This window comes from Humibacillus xanthopallidus (assembly GCF_006717145.1).
Classification (GTDB): Bacteria; Actinomycetota; Actinomycetes; order Actinomycetales; family Dermatophilaceae; genus Humibacillus; species Humibacillus xanthopallidus.
This window is the reverse complement of record NZ_VFQF01000002.1, coordinates 1049788-1065249: the sequence shown is the minus strand read 5'-3', so window position 1 is coordinate 1065249 and position 15462 is coordinate 1049788. Positions and strand designations below refer to the sequence as shown.

Genomic DNA, 15462 nt, shown 5'->3' with positions numbered 1-15462 from the left:
CACGTCCGAACGGATGCCGTCACCCGTAGGGGGTGAAGCCGGTCACCTAGGCTCGGGCTACGTTCACCACGACCGGGCCGACCGGTTGCCGCATTCCCGAGAGGCGTGACACGAATGGGCAGTCCCTCAATGCCTCGTCGGGCGTGCGCGTGAGTCCGGCGACGACGAGCCTGCTCGTCCTCGCCGTGACGATCGTGCTCTTCGTCTGGAACCGCCTCCCCGTCGGGGTCGTCGCCGTACTCACGGCGCTCGCGCTCTACGTCACCGGCCTCGTCGACGCGAACACGGCACTGTCCGGCTTCGGCGACCCCGTCGTCGTCTTCATCGCGTCGCTCTTCATCGTCAGCGAGGCCCTCGACTCGACGGGCGTGACGACGTGGGCCGGCCAGCGACTCATCGCGGTCGTCGGCGATGCGCCGATGCGCGTGCTCGTCGCGGTTCTCGGACTCTGCGCCCTGCTCACAGCGGTCATCACCCTCAACGGCTCCGTCGCGGCTCTCCTGCCGATGGTGCTCGTGCTCGCGCTCAAGATCGGCACGCCGCCCTCACGCATGCTCATGCCGATGGCCTTCGCGGGCAGCGCCGGCTCGCTGCTGGCGCTCACCGGCAGCCCCGTCAACGTCATCGTGTCGGAGGCGGCGCAGGACGCCGGCGCCTCCGCCTTCGGCTTCTTCGCGTATGCCGTCATCGGCGTGCCGCTCGTCATCGGCACCATCCTCATCGCCGTCCTTCTCGGACCCCGGGTGCTGCCGGTCCGGCAGTCGTCCAGCGCACCGCGTGACCTCAGCCAGCATGCGGGCCAGCTCGCCGAGCACTACGAGCTGCACGACGGCTTCTACCGCTTGAGGGTGAGGCCCGGCTCCGCGCTCGAGGGCACCGCGACCGCGGACCTCGACCTCGCGGCATACCCGGGGCTGACCCTCATCGGCCTGCAGAGCGGCGGGGGTCGCACCTTCTCCGACGAGCACGTCGTCGAGGTGGGCGACGTGCTCGTCGTCACCGGCGACCCGGCGCAGGTGAGCCGCCTCGTCGTCGAGGAGGTGCTCGTCGTCGAGATGAAGCCGATCACGACGGCTGACGGTGAGCTCGTCACCCGCGACGTCGGGGTCAGCGAGGTCGTCGTGCCGCCGCGGTCACCCCTCGTCGGCGAGGTCGCCTTCCCCGGCCAGCAGCGCAGCTCCGAGCTCGTCATCCTCGGCATCCGGCGGCTCGGCAGCGACACCGGCCCTCGTCCTGTCGAGCTGGTAGCCGGCGACAGCCTGCTGCTGCACGGCACGTGGCCCGCGATCGACGAGCTGGTCCACGACCGAGACGTGCTCATGGTCGACTCACCCGATCTCGTTCGGCGGCAAGCCGTTCCGCTCGGCAGGCGCTCGGGCTTCGCGATCGCCGTGCTCATCGGCATGGTCGTGCTGCTGGCCTTTGCGATCGTGCCGCCCGCCATCGCGGGGCTGGCTGCCGCCACGGCGATGGTGCTGCTGCGGGTCGTGACCGTCAACCAGGCCTACCGCGCCGTCTCGTGGCAGACCGTCGTGCTCATCGGTGGACTCATCCCCCTCTCCACGGCGATCCAGACGAGCGGCGCGGCAGACGTCGTCGCCGGCCGGCTCATCGACATCGTCGGGGCCGGCCGCCCCTACCTGCTGCTCATCGCCCTCTTCGCCCTGACCGCAGTGCTCGGTCAGGTCGTCAGCAACACGGCGACGGTGCTCATCGTCGTGCCCATCGCGGTCGCCGCCGCGCACGAGACCGGCGTCTCCGTGCTGCCGGTGCTCATGCTCATCGCGGTGGCCGGCGCCGGCGCCCTGCTCACCCCGATCGCCACCCCGGGCAACATGATGGTCATGGGGCCTGGCGGCTACCGCTTCTCGGACTACTGGCGCCTGGGGCTACCGGTCATGCTGCTGTGGCTCGTCGTCGCGGTCGTCGTCATCCCGATCGTCTGGCCCTTCACCGGCTGACGGAGTCGTCGAGCCGGCCCCTCGCTGGCTGTGGCGCCACCACAGGACCGTGAGGCCGCCGAGCGCGAGCGGCACGAGCATCCAGCAGACCCGGAAGACGACCATGCCTGCGATCGCGGTCGTCTCCCACGGCCCCGCGTCGAGGCCGAGGATCGTCAGCACGGCCGCATCGAGCACCCCGACGCCCGCGAAGGGCAGGGCGGTCAGGGGGTAGCTGATGAGCAGCGCGACGACGATCGAGACGGCCGAGGCGACGCCTGCCGGAACGCCGGCGAAACGCAGGCTGAGCAGCAGGAGCAGCGCCTCGCTCAGCACGAGCCCGACCTGGCACGCCATCGCTCGGAGGCTCCCCTGCCGCAGCGCGCCCCCGGACTGCTCGACGAAGTCACCGGCCCGTCTCGACCAGTCGGCGGGGTCGACGCGCTGCGAGACCCGGCGCGCCCACTGGCCCACCCAGGCAGCCGAGGCCGCGGCCACCCGGGCTCCACGAGCCGCGATGGCAAGGCCCGCCACCACCGCCGCAGCGACGAGACCGCTCGTGAAGGCCGTCCACACGAAGGAGGACTCCACCTGACCGGCTGCGAAGGCCACCGCGAGACCCAGCACCGGGGCGCCGAACCGCGCGACGTAGTAGGTGAGGGTGTTGAGGGAGATGCCGCCGACGCCCTCGGCCGCGCTGATGCCCCAGGAGCGGAGCATCGAGATGCGCAGCACGATGTCGGCAGGTGGCGGCGCGACGGTGGCGATGAGGTTGGCCGACAGGTCGTTCGCCACCGCACGCCGCAGGGTGAGCGAGGGCACGAAGATCGCGAGCGGGCCGGCGTTGAGGGTCTGACGGACCGCGATGACGGCGAAGAGCGCGAGGATCTCGAGCGGAGCCAGGTCTCGCACGGCCACCCACACGGCACTCCAGTCGACCTGACCGATGATGCGGGCGAACCACCACAGGGCCACGAGCGCGACGCCGACCTTGATGACGTCGGAGACGACCACCCGCCGGCGGCCCGGCGGCTTCAGCTCGAGCAGTGCTCCCGAGCTGGAGGCGCCCGAGTCCGCGTCGAAGGTCCCAGCGGAGGAGCCGGCGGGCCCGGCCGAGGCGCCGGAGGGCCCGGCCCAGGTGCCGGAGGGCCCGGCCCAGGTGCCGGAGGGCCCGGCCGAGGTGCCGGCGGAGGACCCGCCGTGGTCTGACTGCATGTGCACAGTGTCGGGCGTCAGGAGATCGCTCGCGACCACGTGCCCGGGATGGGCAGTTTCGCGCGCCCTTCATCCGCGGAAGGTGATACCAGCGGCCTCGCCGTCTGGGACGCTCGGGAGACGGATGCGAGGTGTGCTGCAGCGGACGCAGCCCGACCATGGGAGAGACTCGTGAGCGTTGACCGGCAGAATCGGATGCAACCCCTGACGGCGCTCGGGGGCCGGGTGGCTGCGGCACCGAAGCTCGCCCATCTGAGCCCGGACGAGCGGGTCGCCCGCGGCAAGGCTGCCCGCACCGCGACCCCGCGCAGCAGTCACGGTGCCTGGCAGCCGGCGGCGGACCGCGCCGACCCGGTCGACCTGCTGGAGTCCCAGGCCACGTCGCGGGTCCCTGAGCTCGTGCCCATCCGATACGGACGGATGATGGTCTCGCCCTTCACCTTCTACCGTGGTGCTGCCTTGATCATGGCCAGCGATCTCGCGGCCACGCCGAGGTCTGGCCTCAACACGCAGCTCTGCGGTGATGCCCATCTGTCGAACTTCGGCGTGTTCGCCTCACCGGAGCGCAGGCTGGTCTTCGACATCAACGACTTCGACGAGACGTTGCCCGGTCCGTGGGAGTGGGACGTCAAGCGGCTGGCGGCGAGCTTCGAGATCGCGGGGCGCGACCGCGGCTTCGAACCTGGTGACCGCAGAGCGATCGTCGCTGCGGGAGTGGCCGAGTACCGAGACCGCATGCGACAGTTCGCCGCCATGCGCACGCTCGACGTCTGGTACGCCCACATCGACGTCGACACGGTCTTCGAGGAGCTGAAGGGGAGCATCACGAAGAAGCAGCAGGCCAGGACCACGGCCAACATCGCCAAGGCCCGGACCCGCGACAGCATGCAGGCCTTCACCAAGCTCACGCGCGAGGTGGACGGGCAGCGCCGCCTCGTGTCGGACCCCCCTCTCATCGTGCGCGTGGAGGAGCTCGTTCCCGCGGGGTCGGGTCGCGACAACATCCACGACGAGCTGAGCGGCCTGATTCGGTCCTACCGGCGCACCCTCGAGACCGACCGGCGCGAGCTCGTCGAGAGCTACCGCTACGTCGACGCGGCCCGCAAGGTCGTCGGTGTGGGCAGTGTGGGCACCCGCGCCTGGATCCTGCTGTTGCTCGGCCGGGACGAGCAGGACCCGCTCCTGCTCCAGGCCAAGGAGGCACAGGAGTCGGTTCTCGAGCGATTCCTCGGCAAGAGCAAGTACGCCAACAGCGGCCAGCGCGTCGTGGCCGGCCAGCGGCTCATGCAGGCCGTCAGCGACATCTTCCTCGGCTGGCAGCGCGTCATCGGCCTCGACAATCTGCAGCGTGACTTCTACATCCGCCAGCTGCGCGACTGGAAGGGCTCCGCCGAGGTCGAGGCAATGAGTCCGCGTGTGATGACGGCCTACGCCAAGCTGTGCGGCGCGACCTTGGCTCGGGCGCACGCCCGCTCGGGCGACCGCGTGGCGATCGCGTCCTACCTCGGAACGGGCGATGCCTTCGACAATGCGATCGCAGACTTCTCCGCCACCTACGCCGACCAGAACGAGCTCGACTACCAGGCCCTGGTCGACGCCGTCGCCTCCGGCCGGGTGGAGGCACAGACGGGGCTGTAGCCGCTCGGCCGGAGGCGAGTGCTTGTGCTAGCCCTGGCGCTTCGCCAGACGGGTCCAGGTCTCGACGACGGTGTCGGGGTTGAGTGACATGGACTCGATGCCCTGGTCGAGGAGCCAGTCGGCGAGGTCCGGGTGGTCGGAGGGGCCCTGACCGCAGATGCCGACGTACTTGCCCCGCTCGCGGCAGGCGGTGATGGCCATGGCGAGCATCTTCTTCACGGCCGGGTCGCGCTCGTCGAAGGAGCCGGCGACGAGGGCCGAGTCGCGGTCGAGGCCGAGGGTCAGCTGGGTCATGTCGTTGGAGCCGATCGAGAAGCCGTCGAAGTGGTCGAGGAACGCGTCGGCGTTGACGGCGTTCGAGGGCACCTCGCACATCATGACGACCTGCAGGTCGTTCTCGCCGCGGCGCAGCCCGTGCGCGGCGAGCAGGTCGATGACACCCTCGGCCTCGGCGACGGTGCGCACGAAGGGGATCATGATCCTGACGTTGGTCAGGCCCATGTCGTCTCGGACGTACTTGAGGGCCTCGCACTCCATCGCGAAGCACTCGGCGAAGTCGGCCGAGAGGTACCGCGCGGCTCCGCGGTAGCCGATCATCGGGTTCTCCTCGTGCGGCTCGTAGCGCTGGCCGCCGAGCAGGCCGGCGTACTCGTTCGACTTGAAGTCGGACATGCGCACGATCACCGGCTCCGGCGCGAACGCCGCCGCGATCATCGACACGCCCTCGGCGACGCGTTGCACGAAGAACTCCCGCGGGCCGGCATACGCCGCGATCAGCGCCTCGATCTCAGCCTTGATCGCGGGCTCCTGGTCGCCCAGCTCGAGCAGCGCCTTCGGGTGGATGCCGATCTGCCGGTTGATGATGAACTCCAGCCGGGCCAGCCCGACGCCGCGGTTGGGCAGCCGCGCGAACTCGAAGGCCTGCTCCGGGGTGCCGACGTTCATCATGATCTTGACGGGCACCTCGGGCATCTCGTCGAGCGCCGTCTCGGTGACGGTGAAGTCGCGCAGCCCCTCGTAGACGAAGCCGGTGTCGCCCTCGGCGCACGACACGGTGACCTCCTCCCCGTTGCTGACAGCGGTGGTGGCGCTGGCGGTGCCGACGACGGCCGGGATGCCGAGCTCGCGCGCGATGATCGCCGCGTGGCAGGTGCGCCCGCCGCGGTTGGTGACGATGGCGCTCGCGCGCTTCATGATCGGCTCCCAGTCGGGGTCGGTCATGTCGGCGACGAGCACCTCGCCGGCCTGGAAGTCGTGCATCGCCTCGATCGAGCTCAGCACCCGCACTGCCCCGGCGCCGATCTTCTGCCCGATGGCGCGGCCCTCGACGACAACAGGCCCGCGCTCGTCCATGCGGAAGCGGCGCATCGTCGAACCGGTCTGGCGCGACTGCACCGTCTCCGGGCGCGCCTGCAGGATGTAGAGACCGCCGTCGACACCGTCCTTGCCCCACTCGATGTCCATCGGCCGGCCGTAGTGCTCCTCGATGCGCACCGCGTGCTGCGCGAGCTCGGTGACCTCCGCGTCGGTCAGCGACAGCAACGGCCGCGCCTCCTCGGGCACCGGCACGAACTCGATGGTGCGCCCGACGCTCGCGTCGGTGGTGTAGACCATCTTCGTCGCCTTGCCGCCGACGCCCCGCTTGAGGATCGCCGGACGGCCGGCACGGAGTGCCGGCTTGTAGACGTAGAACTCGTCAGGGTTGACGGCGCCCTGCACGACCGCCTCGCCGAGGCCGTAGCTGCTCGTGACGAACACCGCGTCACGAAAGCCCGACTCAGTGTCCATCGTGAACATGACCCCCGAGGCCCCGATGTCGGAGCGCACCATCCGCTGCACCCCCGCCGACAGCGCCACGACGGAGTGGTCGAAGTCGCTGTGCACGCGGTAGGCGATCGCGCGGTCGTTGTAGAGCGAGGCGAACACGAGCCGGATCGCGTGCAGCACGTTGTCGATGCCGCGCACGTTGAGGAAGGTCTCCTGCTGCCCGGCGAAGCTCGCGTCGGGCAGGTCCTCGGCCGTCGCGCTCGAGCGCACCGCCCAGCTCACCTCCCCGCCGCTCTCGCCGACGAGCCGGTCGTATGCCGTGCGGATGTCGCTCTCGAGGTCGGCCGGGAACGGTTGCCGCTCGACCCACTCGCGGATTTCGGCGCCGGCGGCCGCCAGCGCCCGGGTGTCCTCGACATCCAGGTCGGCGAGGACCGCGTTGATCCGCTCCGCGAGCCCCTCGTGGGCAAGGAAACGCCGGTAGGCGTCCGCCGTCGTCGCGAAGCCGTCGGGCACCCGCACCCCCGCCTTGGACAGGTGCTGCACCATCTCGCCGAGCGAGGCGTTCTTGCCGCCCACGTGCTCCACGTCACCCAGGCCCAGCTCTGCGAACCAGGCGATGTTGACGTGCGGGTCTCCGGCGACGCTGCCGGTCTGGTTGCCGTTCACGGCGTTCCTTTCGTCGGTTCGGCGCTCAGCCGAGGTGCGGTCAGCCGAGGTTGGGCAGACGGCTGCTCTGCATGATGACGGCTGCCATCTCCTCCACGGACATGGCAGCCGAGTTGATCGAGGGAATGCGGTGTGCACGATAGAGGGCCTCGGCGCGGCGCAGCTCGAAGCTGCACTGTGCGAGGCTCGCATAGACCGACCCCGGTCGCCGCTCAGCCCGCACCTGGCTGAGCCGGGCCGCGGTCGACAGCAGGCCGAAGCACTTGTCACCGATGCGCCGCAGGGGCCGAGGCAGGTCGCCGGACTCGAAGTCCTCCTCGACGAGCGGGTAGTTCGCCACCTTGAGACCGTGCTGGAGGGCGAGGTACATCGAGGTGGGGGTCTTGCCACAGCGTGACGGCGCGACGAGCACGAGGTCGGCCTGCTCGAGGTTGCGCAGGCTGGCGCCGTCGTCGTGCTCCATGGCGAACTCGATGGCCTTCATGCGCGCCTCGTAGCGGCGGGTGTCACCGACCCCGTGCAGCGCCGCTGCGTTGTGCGTCGCGTTGACGTGCAGCACCCGCTCGACCGTGTCGAGGTGCGAGCCGAAGAGGTCGATGAAGGCGCACTGAGTGCGTTGGAGCTCCTGGCGGATCGCCTCGTCCGAAACGGTCGAGAAGACGAGCCCCCTGACCGAGTCGGTCATCGCCGCGTCGAGCTGGGTCACGATGTCGCGTGCCTGCTCGATCGTGGTGATGAACGGGATCTTGCGTCGCCGGAAGCGCAGGCTCGGGAACTGGGCGAGCATGAGGTTGCCCAAGGTCTCGGCGGAGATGCCCGTGCCGCCGGCGAGGAAGAAGACCGGGGTGACGCCGTGGGCCACGGCGGGCCCGCCGGGCTGCGAACCGGACGCTGCGTCGACACCGCTCATGGCGTCAGTGTCCACGACCCGGGGCGTCGACCGCATCGGCAACCTGCGCGGCCGCCGGGTCGGCCACGATGACGACCACGAGGGTCCGCGGCCCATGGACGCCCTCGACGCGCTGGAGCTCGATGTCGCTCGTGGCGCTGGGCCCGCTGATCCACGTCAGCGGTCGGGCGCTGCCCGGGCTCGGACGCAGTCGCGTCACGGCGTCCGAGACGTCGTGGACGACGTCGCGCTCGGCGACGACGCACACGTGGGTGTCCGGCACGAGGGTGAGCTCGCGCCTGCCCTGGCCGGCAGCGTGGTCGAGCACGATGGTCCCCGTGACGGCGATACCGACGCTGGCGGTCGTGACGACGGCGTCGACGGCGTCGAGCTGGCGGTGGCTCGTCACTTCGGACTCGGGGAGCGTCGCGACCATGTCGGGGAGCCGGCCCAGCCACGCCGGGTCGAGGCCGCTCGGCACGACGAGCGACCGGCACCCAAGGTCCGAGAGGACATCGGCGAGGACGCCCGGCACCTCCTCACCGGTCGCGCGCACGACCGTGGCCCGGTAGTCGGCGACGTTCTCGGCGAACAGGTCGAGGGTCTCGTCACGCGCCGACCCCTCCCCCCGGGCGGCCCCATCGCCCGAGCCGGCCCCATCGCCCGAGCCGGCCGAGCCGGCCGAGCTGGCCGAGCTGGCCGAGCCGGCCGCGCTGGCCGAGCCGGCCGAGCCGGGCGCGCCCTCCGTGGACGTCGTGCCGGTGCTGGCGCGCGGGGGCGTCGTCACGTCTGCGACGGCGTCGCGGACCCGCGACAGGATCTCGTCTCGGGCCGACATCAGGCGTCCTCGTTCCCGTGCTCGCGGACCCACCACTGTCGGAAGGTCTCTGTCGGAGGGCTCGGCAGGTCACGGGCGTTCGTCCAGGCGCCGAGACCCGGGACCGAGCGGATGGTGCGGCCACCGGTGAGGCGTCCGGCGATCGTCGCCGCCTTCTGCGCAGTGGCCAGTCGGCGGGGGTCGGACAGCACCCAGGCCGCGGCCTTCATGGCCGCCGACTCAGCGGTCGGGCCGGACTCCTCGACGACCTTCCCGCGCAGCTCGACGAGCAGCTCGGGGATGTTGATCCGCACGGGGCAGGCGTCGAAGCAGGCGCCGCAGAGGCTCGAGGCATAGGGCAGGGAGCGGTCGATGTCGGACGCGGTGCCGCGCAGCTGCGGGTTGAGGACCGCGCCGATGGGCCCGGGGTAGACCGACCCGTAGGCGTGCCCACCGGTGCGCTCGTAGACCGGGCACACGTTGAGGCACGCCGAGCACCGGATGCACCGAAGCGCTTGTCGCCCAACGCGATCGGCGAGCACGTGGCTTCGCCCGTTATCGAGGAGGACGACGTGCACCTCCTGCGGTCCGTCGCCCTCGTGCACGCCGGTCCACATCGTCGTGTAGGGGTTCATCCGCTCACCGGTGCTCGACCGCGGCAGCAGCTGGAGCATCGCCGAGAGGTCGTCCCACGTCGGCAGGACCTTCTCGATGCCGACGACCGAGATGAGGGTCTCGGGCAGGGTCAGGCACATCCGGCCGTTGCCCTCGGACTCGACGACGACGAGCGTTCCGGTGTCGGCGACGGCGAAGTTGGCGCCGGAGATGCCGACCTTGGCCCGCATGAACTTCTCGCGCAGGTGCAGGCGCGCCGCCTCCGCGAGGCGCGCCGGGTCGTCCGTGAGGTCCTCCGGGGCCGGCCGCCCGACCGCACCCATCTCGCGCACGAAGATATCGCGAATCTCCTTGCGGTTGCGGTGGATTGCCGGCACGAGGATGTGGCTCGGCCGGTCGTGACCGAGCTGCACGATGAGCTCGGCGAGGTCGGTCTCCCAGGCGCTGACGCCCGCGGCCTCCAGCGCCTCGTTGAGCTCGATCTCCTGCGTGACCATCGACTTGACCTTGACGACCTCGTCGACCTCCTTGGCCCGCACGATGTCGACGACGATCCGGTTCGCCTCGGCCGCGTCGCGCGCCCAGTGGACGACGGCCCCGTTGGCGGTGAGGCTCTCCTCGAGGCGCTCGAGGTAGTCGGCCAGGTGGGTCAGCGCCTCGTCCTTGGCGTCGGCTCCCTTGACGCGCAAGGCTTCCCAGTCGTCGACCTCGGCGACGACGTGCGCCCGCTTGTCACGGATCGTGTGGGTCGCGTGGCGCAGGTTGCGGCGCTGTTGGGCGTTGGCCAGCTCGGCCCGCGCGGCCTTGGGGAACTTCGGCATCCCGACGAAGGTCGGTGACGTCACCTGCACCGGGGGGTATGCCGCGTGGCCGGCTCCCCCGTCGACGGCCCGGTCGTGGGCGGGGTCGGGGCTCATGCCGGGTGCTCCTCGGTCGAGGCGAGGATCTCGGCGAGGTGCAGGGTGCGCACCCCGGAGCGTTGCCGGCCGAGGACCCCGCCGATGTGGGCGAGACAGGAGTTGTCGCCTGCGACAAGCACCTCTGCGCCGGTGTCGAGGACGTTGCGGGCCTTGTCGGAGCCCATGGCGATGGAGACGTCGGCGTTCTTGACCGCGAAGGTGCCGCCGAAGCCGCAGCACTCCTCGGCGCCGGCCAGCTCGACGAGGTCGATGCCACGGACCGCCCGCAACAGCTGGAGCGGTCGGTCGGCGACGCGGATCATCCTCAGCGAGTGGCACGTCGGGTGATACGTCACGCGGTGCGGGAAGTAGGCGCCGACGTCGGTGACCCCGAGCACGTCGACGAGGAACTCCGAGAGCTCGAGAACCCTCGGAGCGACCTCGGCGACCCGGCTGCTCAGGGCGGCGTCGTCCTTGGCGATCATCGGGTGCTGCTCGCGGACGGAGCCGACGCACGAGCCCGAGGGCGCCACGACGTGGTCGTAGTCCCCGAACACGTCGACGAAGCGGCGCACGAGCGGGACGGCCTCGGCGGCATACCCCGTATTGGTGAGCATCTGCCCGCAGCAGGTCTGCTGGAGGGGGAACTCGACGCGGCACCCGAGGCGCTCGAGCAGCCGGACGGTCGCCTTGGGCGTGCCCGGCCACATCGTGTCGTTGAAGCACGTCGCGAAGAGGGCGACGCGGGGGCCGTCCCCCCTGCGCGCGGCCGGGCTCACAGCAGCATCCGGGCGGTGTGGGTCGCCGGCATCGGGTGGACGGTCACGGGGTTCCTCCGGTCGCACGTCATCGGGCTCGATCTAGTGGTCTGACCACTAAGCGTCTCGCTACGCTACGACCGCCCCCCGAGCACGTCAAGTGGTCTGACCATTTTGCGACAGACGGAGTTCCGAGATGTCATGCTCCCCCTGTGACCAAGGACCAGACCGTCGTCAGACCGGGCGAGGCCGGAGGGCAGGCGTTCGAGCGCGTCCTGCGGTGGGTCGACGACCGCATCCTCAGCGGCGAGCTGCGCGTCGGCGACCACCTGCCGCCCGAGCGCGAGCTCGCAAAGACCCTCGGGGTCAGCCGGGCGGCCGTGCGCGAGGCGGTGCGAACGTTCCAGGCGCAGGGCGTCGTCCGGTCGGCGGTGGGCGCCGGAGCAGCGGCCGGCACGACAGTGACCGCCGTGCCGGCGCACGCCCTGACCCGGCTCCTGCGCCTGCACGTGGCCCTCGCGAACTTCCCGCTGCCCGATGTCGTCGAGGTGCGCATCAGCCTGGAGCGCCTGAGCGCTCGGCTGGCCTCGCGGCACGCCTCGGACGACGACGTCGACGGTATGCGGCAGCTGCTCGACCACATGGCCCAGCCGGGGATCGAGCGCGAGGAGTTCAACGACGCCGACACGGCGTTCCACGTGGCCATCGCCGCGTCGGCCGGCAACCTCCTGGCGGCCGACCTCACCGCCGCGATGCGCGAGTCCATGCGACTGCCGATCCTCGACCGCTTCCGCCGCATCGACGGGTGGGAGCACGTCATCGACGAGCTGCGACACGACCACGAGGCGATCTATGCGGCCATCACCGACGGGCAGGCCGACGACGCCGCACGCCTCGTCGAGGACCACATCCGACGGGCGTGGCAGACGCTCGGCGTCGGAGCCCCCTCCTGAGGCGGCGCCTCGTCACGAGGTCGGCGCCACCATGAGCCGGGTGAGCAGGACGACGGCATCGTCGCGGAGGCGGCCCGTCGCGGTGGTGTCACCCGCGAGGTGGCGCTGGAGGGCGCCTTCGAAGAGACCGTCGAACACGGCATACGCCCCTGCCCGCGAGAGCGCGACGCGGGTGTCGGCGAGCTCGGCGTGCCGCGAGACGACGCGCCAGACCATCTCCTCGAGCTGGCGGTCGAGATCGACGACGGTGGGCAGCAGTGCGTCGTCGAACATCGCCTGCGTGCGCAGGTCGTACCAGAGGCGGTGCATCGCCGTGTCGTCGAGGAGCGTGGCGACGAGCGCATGGGCAAAACGCCCAGAAAGCGTTGCGGCGTCAGGGGATTCGGCGACGATCGCGTCGTAGCGGGTGACGCAGTGCTCCTTGTAGCGACGCACGCCGAAGGTGATGAGCTCGACCTTGTCGCGGAAGTAGTAGTGCAGGACGCCGTGGGAGAAGTCGGTCTTCTGGGCGATCTCACGCAGGCTCGTGCGGGCGAGGCCCAGCTCACCGAGCGTGGCGAGCGTCGCATCGGCCAGCTCGGCCCGGCGCGCCTCGAACTTGTCGATGCCGGCCCGCTCGAAGCGGCCCCCCGCCGGGGCGATCTCCTGGGTCGCGTGGCTCACGCCTGACTCACCGTCCTCCGTCGTCGTGCGGGCGTCTCCCGCTGCGCCGGGGCACGCGACGCCCACCCCGACTGCCGATCTTGACAACTGTCAAGGAATCCCTTGACAACTGTCAAGATCCTGCAGCACTGTGCTCCCACACCGGTGCCGACGCACCGTGACCCGCCGGCAAAGGAGCCGCCATGACGTCCATCGACCTCACCGGGCGCATCGCCCTCGTCACCGGAGCGGCGCAGGGGCTCGGAGAGGGCATGGCTGCGGCACTCGCTGCGGCAGGTGCGCGCGTCATGGTCGCCGACGTGCAGGAGTCCGGCGCGCAGACCGCGAGCGCCCTCGGTGACGGGCACGGCTTCGTGCGGCATGACGTGACCGACGAGGACTCCTGGGTCAATGCCGTCACCGAGACGGTCGAGCGCCTCGGCGGCCTCGACATCCTCGTCAACAACGCAGGCATCGAGGTCACGAGCCTCATCAGCGAGGTCGACCCCGCCGACATCCGGCGCATGCTCGAGGTCAACATCCTCGGCACGACCCTCGGGATCAAGCACGGCCTGCGGGCCATGCGCCCCGGCGGCGCGGCCGGCAGGGGTGGCAGCATCGTCAACGTCGCGTCGGTGGCGGCGACGATCGCCTTCCCCGGCATCGCCGTCTACTCCGCGACGAAGTCGGCCGTCGACCGCCTCACGCGCGTTGCCGCGATGGAGTCCGGCAAGCTCGGCTACGGCGTGCGGGTGAACTGCATCTACCCCGGCCTCGTGCCGACCGCTATGGGTGCCGGGCTCGCCAACGACGTCGCGGAGCTCGGCCTCTTCCCCTCCCCCGAGGCGGCCGTCGAGGCCGTCGTCGGCCTCACCCCCGCGGGCCGGCTCGGCCAGGTCGACGACATGGCCGACGCCGTCGTCTTCCTCGCCTCCGACGCCGCGAAGTTCATCACCGGGGTGGGCCTGCCCGTCGACGGCGGCATGGGGATGTGAGCGCCGTGACGGGCGGTTCCCGCGCTCCGGGCGCGGCCACGCGCGAGCGCTGAGCGCCGAGTCGTGCGGATCGTCGACTACCTCGACAAGGGCGCGTCGCTCGGCCCCGAGGCCCCCTGCCTCACCACAGACGGGCAGTCGATGACGTATGCCGCCGTGCGGGCCATGTCGTTCCGCGTGGCCACGGCGCTGGCGGGCCGCGGGGTCCGGCCGGGCGAAAAGGTCGCCGTTCTCTCCGCCAACGACCCCGTCGCCTTCTCGTGCGTCTTCGGGATCAGCCGCGCGGGAGCCGTCTGGTGCCCGATCAACCCGCGCAACGAGGCCGCGGAGAACCGCGAGCTCCTCGAGCTGTCGGACTGCTCGGTCCTCATCTTCCAGCGCGCCTTCAGCGGGCTCGTCGCACGCATCCGCCACGAGCTCCCCCGGGTGCACACGTGGGTGTGCCTCGACGCCGACGCCGGTGAGGACGTCAGTGAGGGCGTCTCCGGGGCGATCACCTGGGAGGCGTTCCTGTCGGAGGGGGCGCCCGACGCCTCGGAGGAGCCCGACCTCGATGCCGTCGACGACCTCGCGATGATCGTCGGCACCGGAGGGACCACCGGCCGGCCCAAGGGCGTCATGCTCACGGGCACGAACCTCGAGACGATGACCGCCCTGACCCTCATGGGCTACCCCTTCGAGGGGCGTCCGGTCTATCTCGCGCTGGCCCCGCTCACCCATGCCGCGGGGGTCCTCTGCTTCCCGATCCTCTGCCTCGGCGGCGAGATCGTCATCATGCGTGCACCCGACGTCGGCGGCTTCCTCCATCTCGTCGAGCACCACCACGTGACGCACACGTTCCTGCCGCCCACCCTCATCTACATGCTGTTGGGCCACGAGGCCCTCGACTCCACGGACCTGTCGTCGTTGCAGTGCTTCTGGTACGGCGCTGCTCCGATGTCCGTGACCCGGCTCGAGGAGGCACTCCAGCGGATCGGACCGATGGCGCAGATCTTCGGCCAGACCGAGGCGCCGATGATGATCTCGATGATGCCTCCGGCGGACCACTTCCGGGCCGACGGATCTGTGGCGGTCGAGCGGCTGTCGTCGGCGGGGCGGCCCTCGCCCCTCGTCACGGTCGGCATCATGGACTCGCTCGGCGGCCTGCTGCCGCAGGGAGATCGGGGCGAGATCGTCGTCCGGTCCTCGCTCGTCATGCCGGGCTACTACAAGAACCCTGAGGCCACGGCCGAGGCGTCCCGCTTCGGCTGGCACCACACCGGCGACATCGGCTACCTCGACGACGAGGGTTTCCTGCACATCGTCGACCGGGCCAAGGACATGATCATCAGCGGCGGCTTCAACGTCTACTCCACCGAGGTCGAGCAGGCCCTCATGCAGCACCCCGACGTCCAGGACTGCGCCGTCGTCGGGCTCCCAGACGATCGGTGGGGTGAGCGGGTCGAGGCCGTCGTGCAGGTGCTCCCGGGCAAGGCTGTCGACGCCGAGGAGCTCATCGCCTTCGTCAAGGCACGCATCGGCTCTGTCAAGGCGCCCAAGGCCGTTCACGTCTGGTCCGACCTCCCCCGGTCCAAGGTCGGCAAGGTGCTCAAGGTGGAGATCAAGAGCGCGCTGTCGCACTCCTGACATCGGGCTGCAGAGTCCGGCCCCGTGGTGCCAGACTCT

Annotated in this window: 12 protein-coding genes; 5 read left to right on the top strand and 7 right to left on the bottom strand. The window is 70.8% G+C overall.

The window, feature by feature from the left end:
* Positions 1–143 precede the first annotated feature (143 nt).
* A complete protein-coding gene (locus tag FHX52_RS15630) occupies positions 144–1961 on the top strand; it encodes an SLC13 family permease (protein WP_246070031.1) in 1818 nt (605 codons plus the stop codon).
* Here the strand turns inward: FHX52_RS15630 and FHX52_RS15625 are convergent.
* The gene (locus FHX52_RS15625; protein WP_141823240.1) at positions 1890–3155 is read right to left on the bottom strand and encodes a lysylphosphatidylglycerol synthase domain-containing protein; all 1266 of its coding nucleotides are present in this window, start codon (positions 3153–3155) and stop codon (positions 1890–1892) included. The genes FHX52_RS15630 and FHX52_RS15625 overlap by 72 nt on opposite strands.
* A 195-nt stretch (positions 3156–3350) precedes the next feature.
* Between FHX52_RS15625 and FHX52_RS15620 the strand changes: the two genes are divergently transcribed.
* Complete coding sequence (locus FHX52_RS15620; RefSeq protein ID WP_141823239.1) at positions 3351–4793, top strand: DUF2252 domain-containing protein; 1443 nt, start codon at positions 3351–3353, stop codon at positions 4791–4793.
* A 27-nt stretch (positions 4794–4820) separates the two neighbouring features.
* Here the strand turns inward: FHX52_RS15620 and ppsA are convergent, their stop codons facing one another.
* The 5 genes from ppsA to FHX52_RS15595 form a co-directional block, all read right to left on the bottom strand.
* Complete coding sequence (ppsA, locus tag FHX52_RS15615) at positions 4821–7229, bottom strand: phosphoenolpyruvate synthase (RefSeq protein ID WP_141823238.1); 2409 nt, start codon at positions 7227–7229, stop codon at positions 4821–4823.
* Positions 7230–7269: 40 nt separating this feature from the next.
* A complete protein-coding gene (locus tag FHX52_RS15610) occupies positions 7270–8139 on the bottom strand; it encodes a pyruvate, water dikinase regulatory protein (RefSeq protein ID WP_141823237.1) in 870 nt (289 codons plus the stop codon).
* A gap of 4 nt (positions 8140–8143) precedes the next feature.
* Positions 8144–8956 carry a LutC/YkgG family protein gene (locus FHX52_RS15605; protein WP_141823236.1) on the bottom strand — a complete coding sequence of 271 codons (813 nt, stop codon included), beginning with the start codon at positions 8954–8956 and terminating at the stop codon, positions 8144–8146.
* Entirely contained in the window at positions 8956–10371 is a 1416-nt protein-coding gene (locus FHX52_RS15600; RefSeq protein WP_246070162.1) for a LutB/LldF family L-lactate oxidation iron-sulfur protein, read from the bottom strand. The genes FHX52_RS15605 and FHX52_RS15600 overlap by 1 nt, the downstream gene beginning before the upstream one ends.
* 92 nt (positions 10372–10463) lie before the next feature.
* Positions 10464–11228 carry a (Fe-S)-binding protein gene (locus tag FHX52_RS15595; protein ID WP_281288014.1) on the bottom strand — a complete coding sequence of 255 codons (765 nt, stop codon included), beginning with the start codon at positions 11226–11228 and terminating at the stop codon, positions 10464–10466.
* 191 nt (positions 11229–11419) lie between these two features.
* On the opposite strand from FHX52_RS15595, the gene FHX52_RS15590 reads away from it, so the two are divergent.
* Positions 11420–12160, top strand: coding sequence for a FadR/GntR family transcriptional regulator (locus FHX52_RS15590; protein WP_141823234.1), 741 nt, complete (start codon positions 11420–11422; stop codon positions 12158–12160).
* 12 nt (positions 12161–12172) lie between these two features.
* Here FHX52_RS15590 and FHX52_RS15585 read toward each other — a convergent pair whose 3' ends face one another.
* On the bottom strand, positions 12173–12823 hold the full coding sequence (locus tag FHX52_RS15585) for a TetR/AcrR family transcriptional regulator (protein WP_221630617.1): 651 nt from the start codon (positions 12821–12823) through the stop codon (positions 12173–12175).
* A gap of 182 nt (positions 12824–13005) precedes the next feature.
* Between FHX52_RS15585 and FHX52_RS15580 the strand changes: the two genes are divergently transcribed.
* Complete coding sequence (locus tag FHX52_RS15580; protein ID WP_141823233.1) at positions 13006–13797, top strand: SDR family NAD(P)-dependent oxidoreductase; 792 nt, start codon at positions 13006–13008, stop codon at positions 13795–13797.
* Between the two features lie 63 nt (positions 13798–13860).
* Positions 13861–15423 (top strand): acyl-CoA synthetase, encoded by a 1563-nt coding sequence (locus tag FHX52_RS15575; RefSeq protein WP_141823232.1) that lies wholly within the window; start codon positions 13861–13863, stop codon positions 15421–15423.
* The last annotated feature ends 39 nt before the right edge of the window (positions 15424–15462 follow it).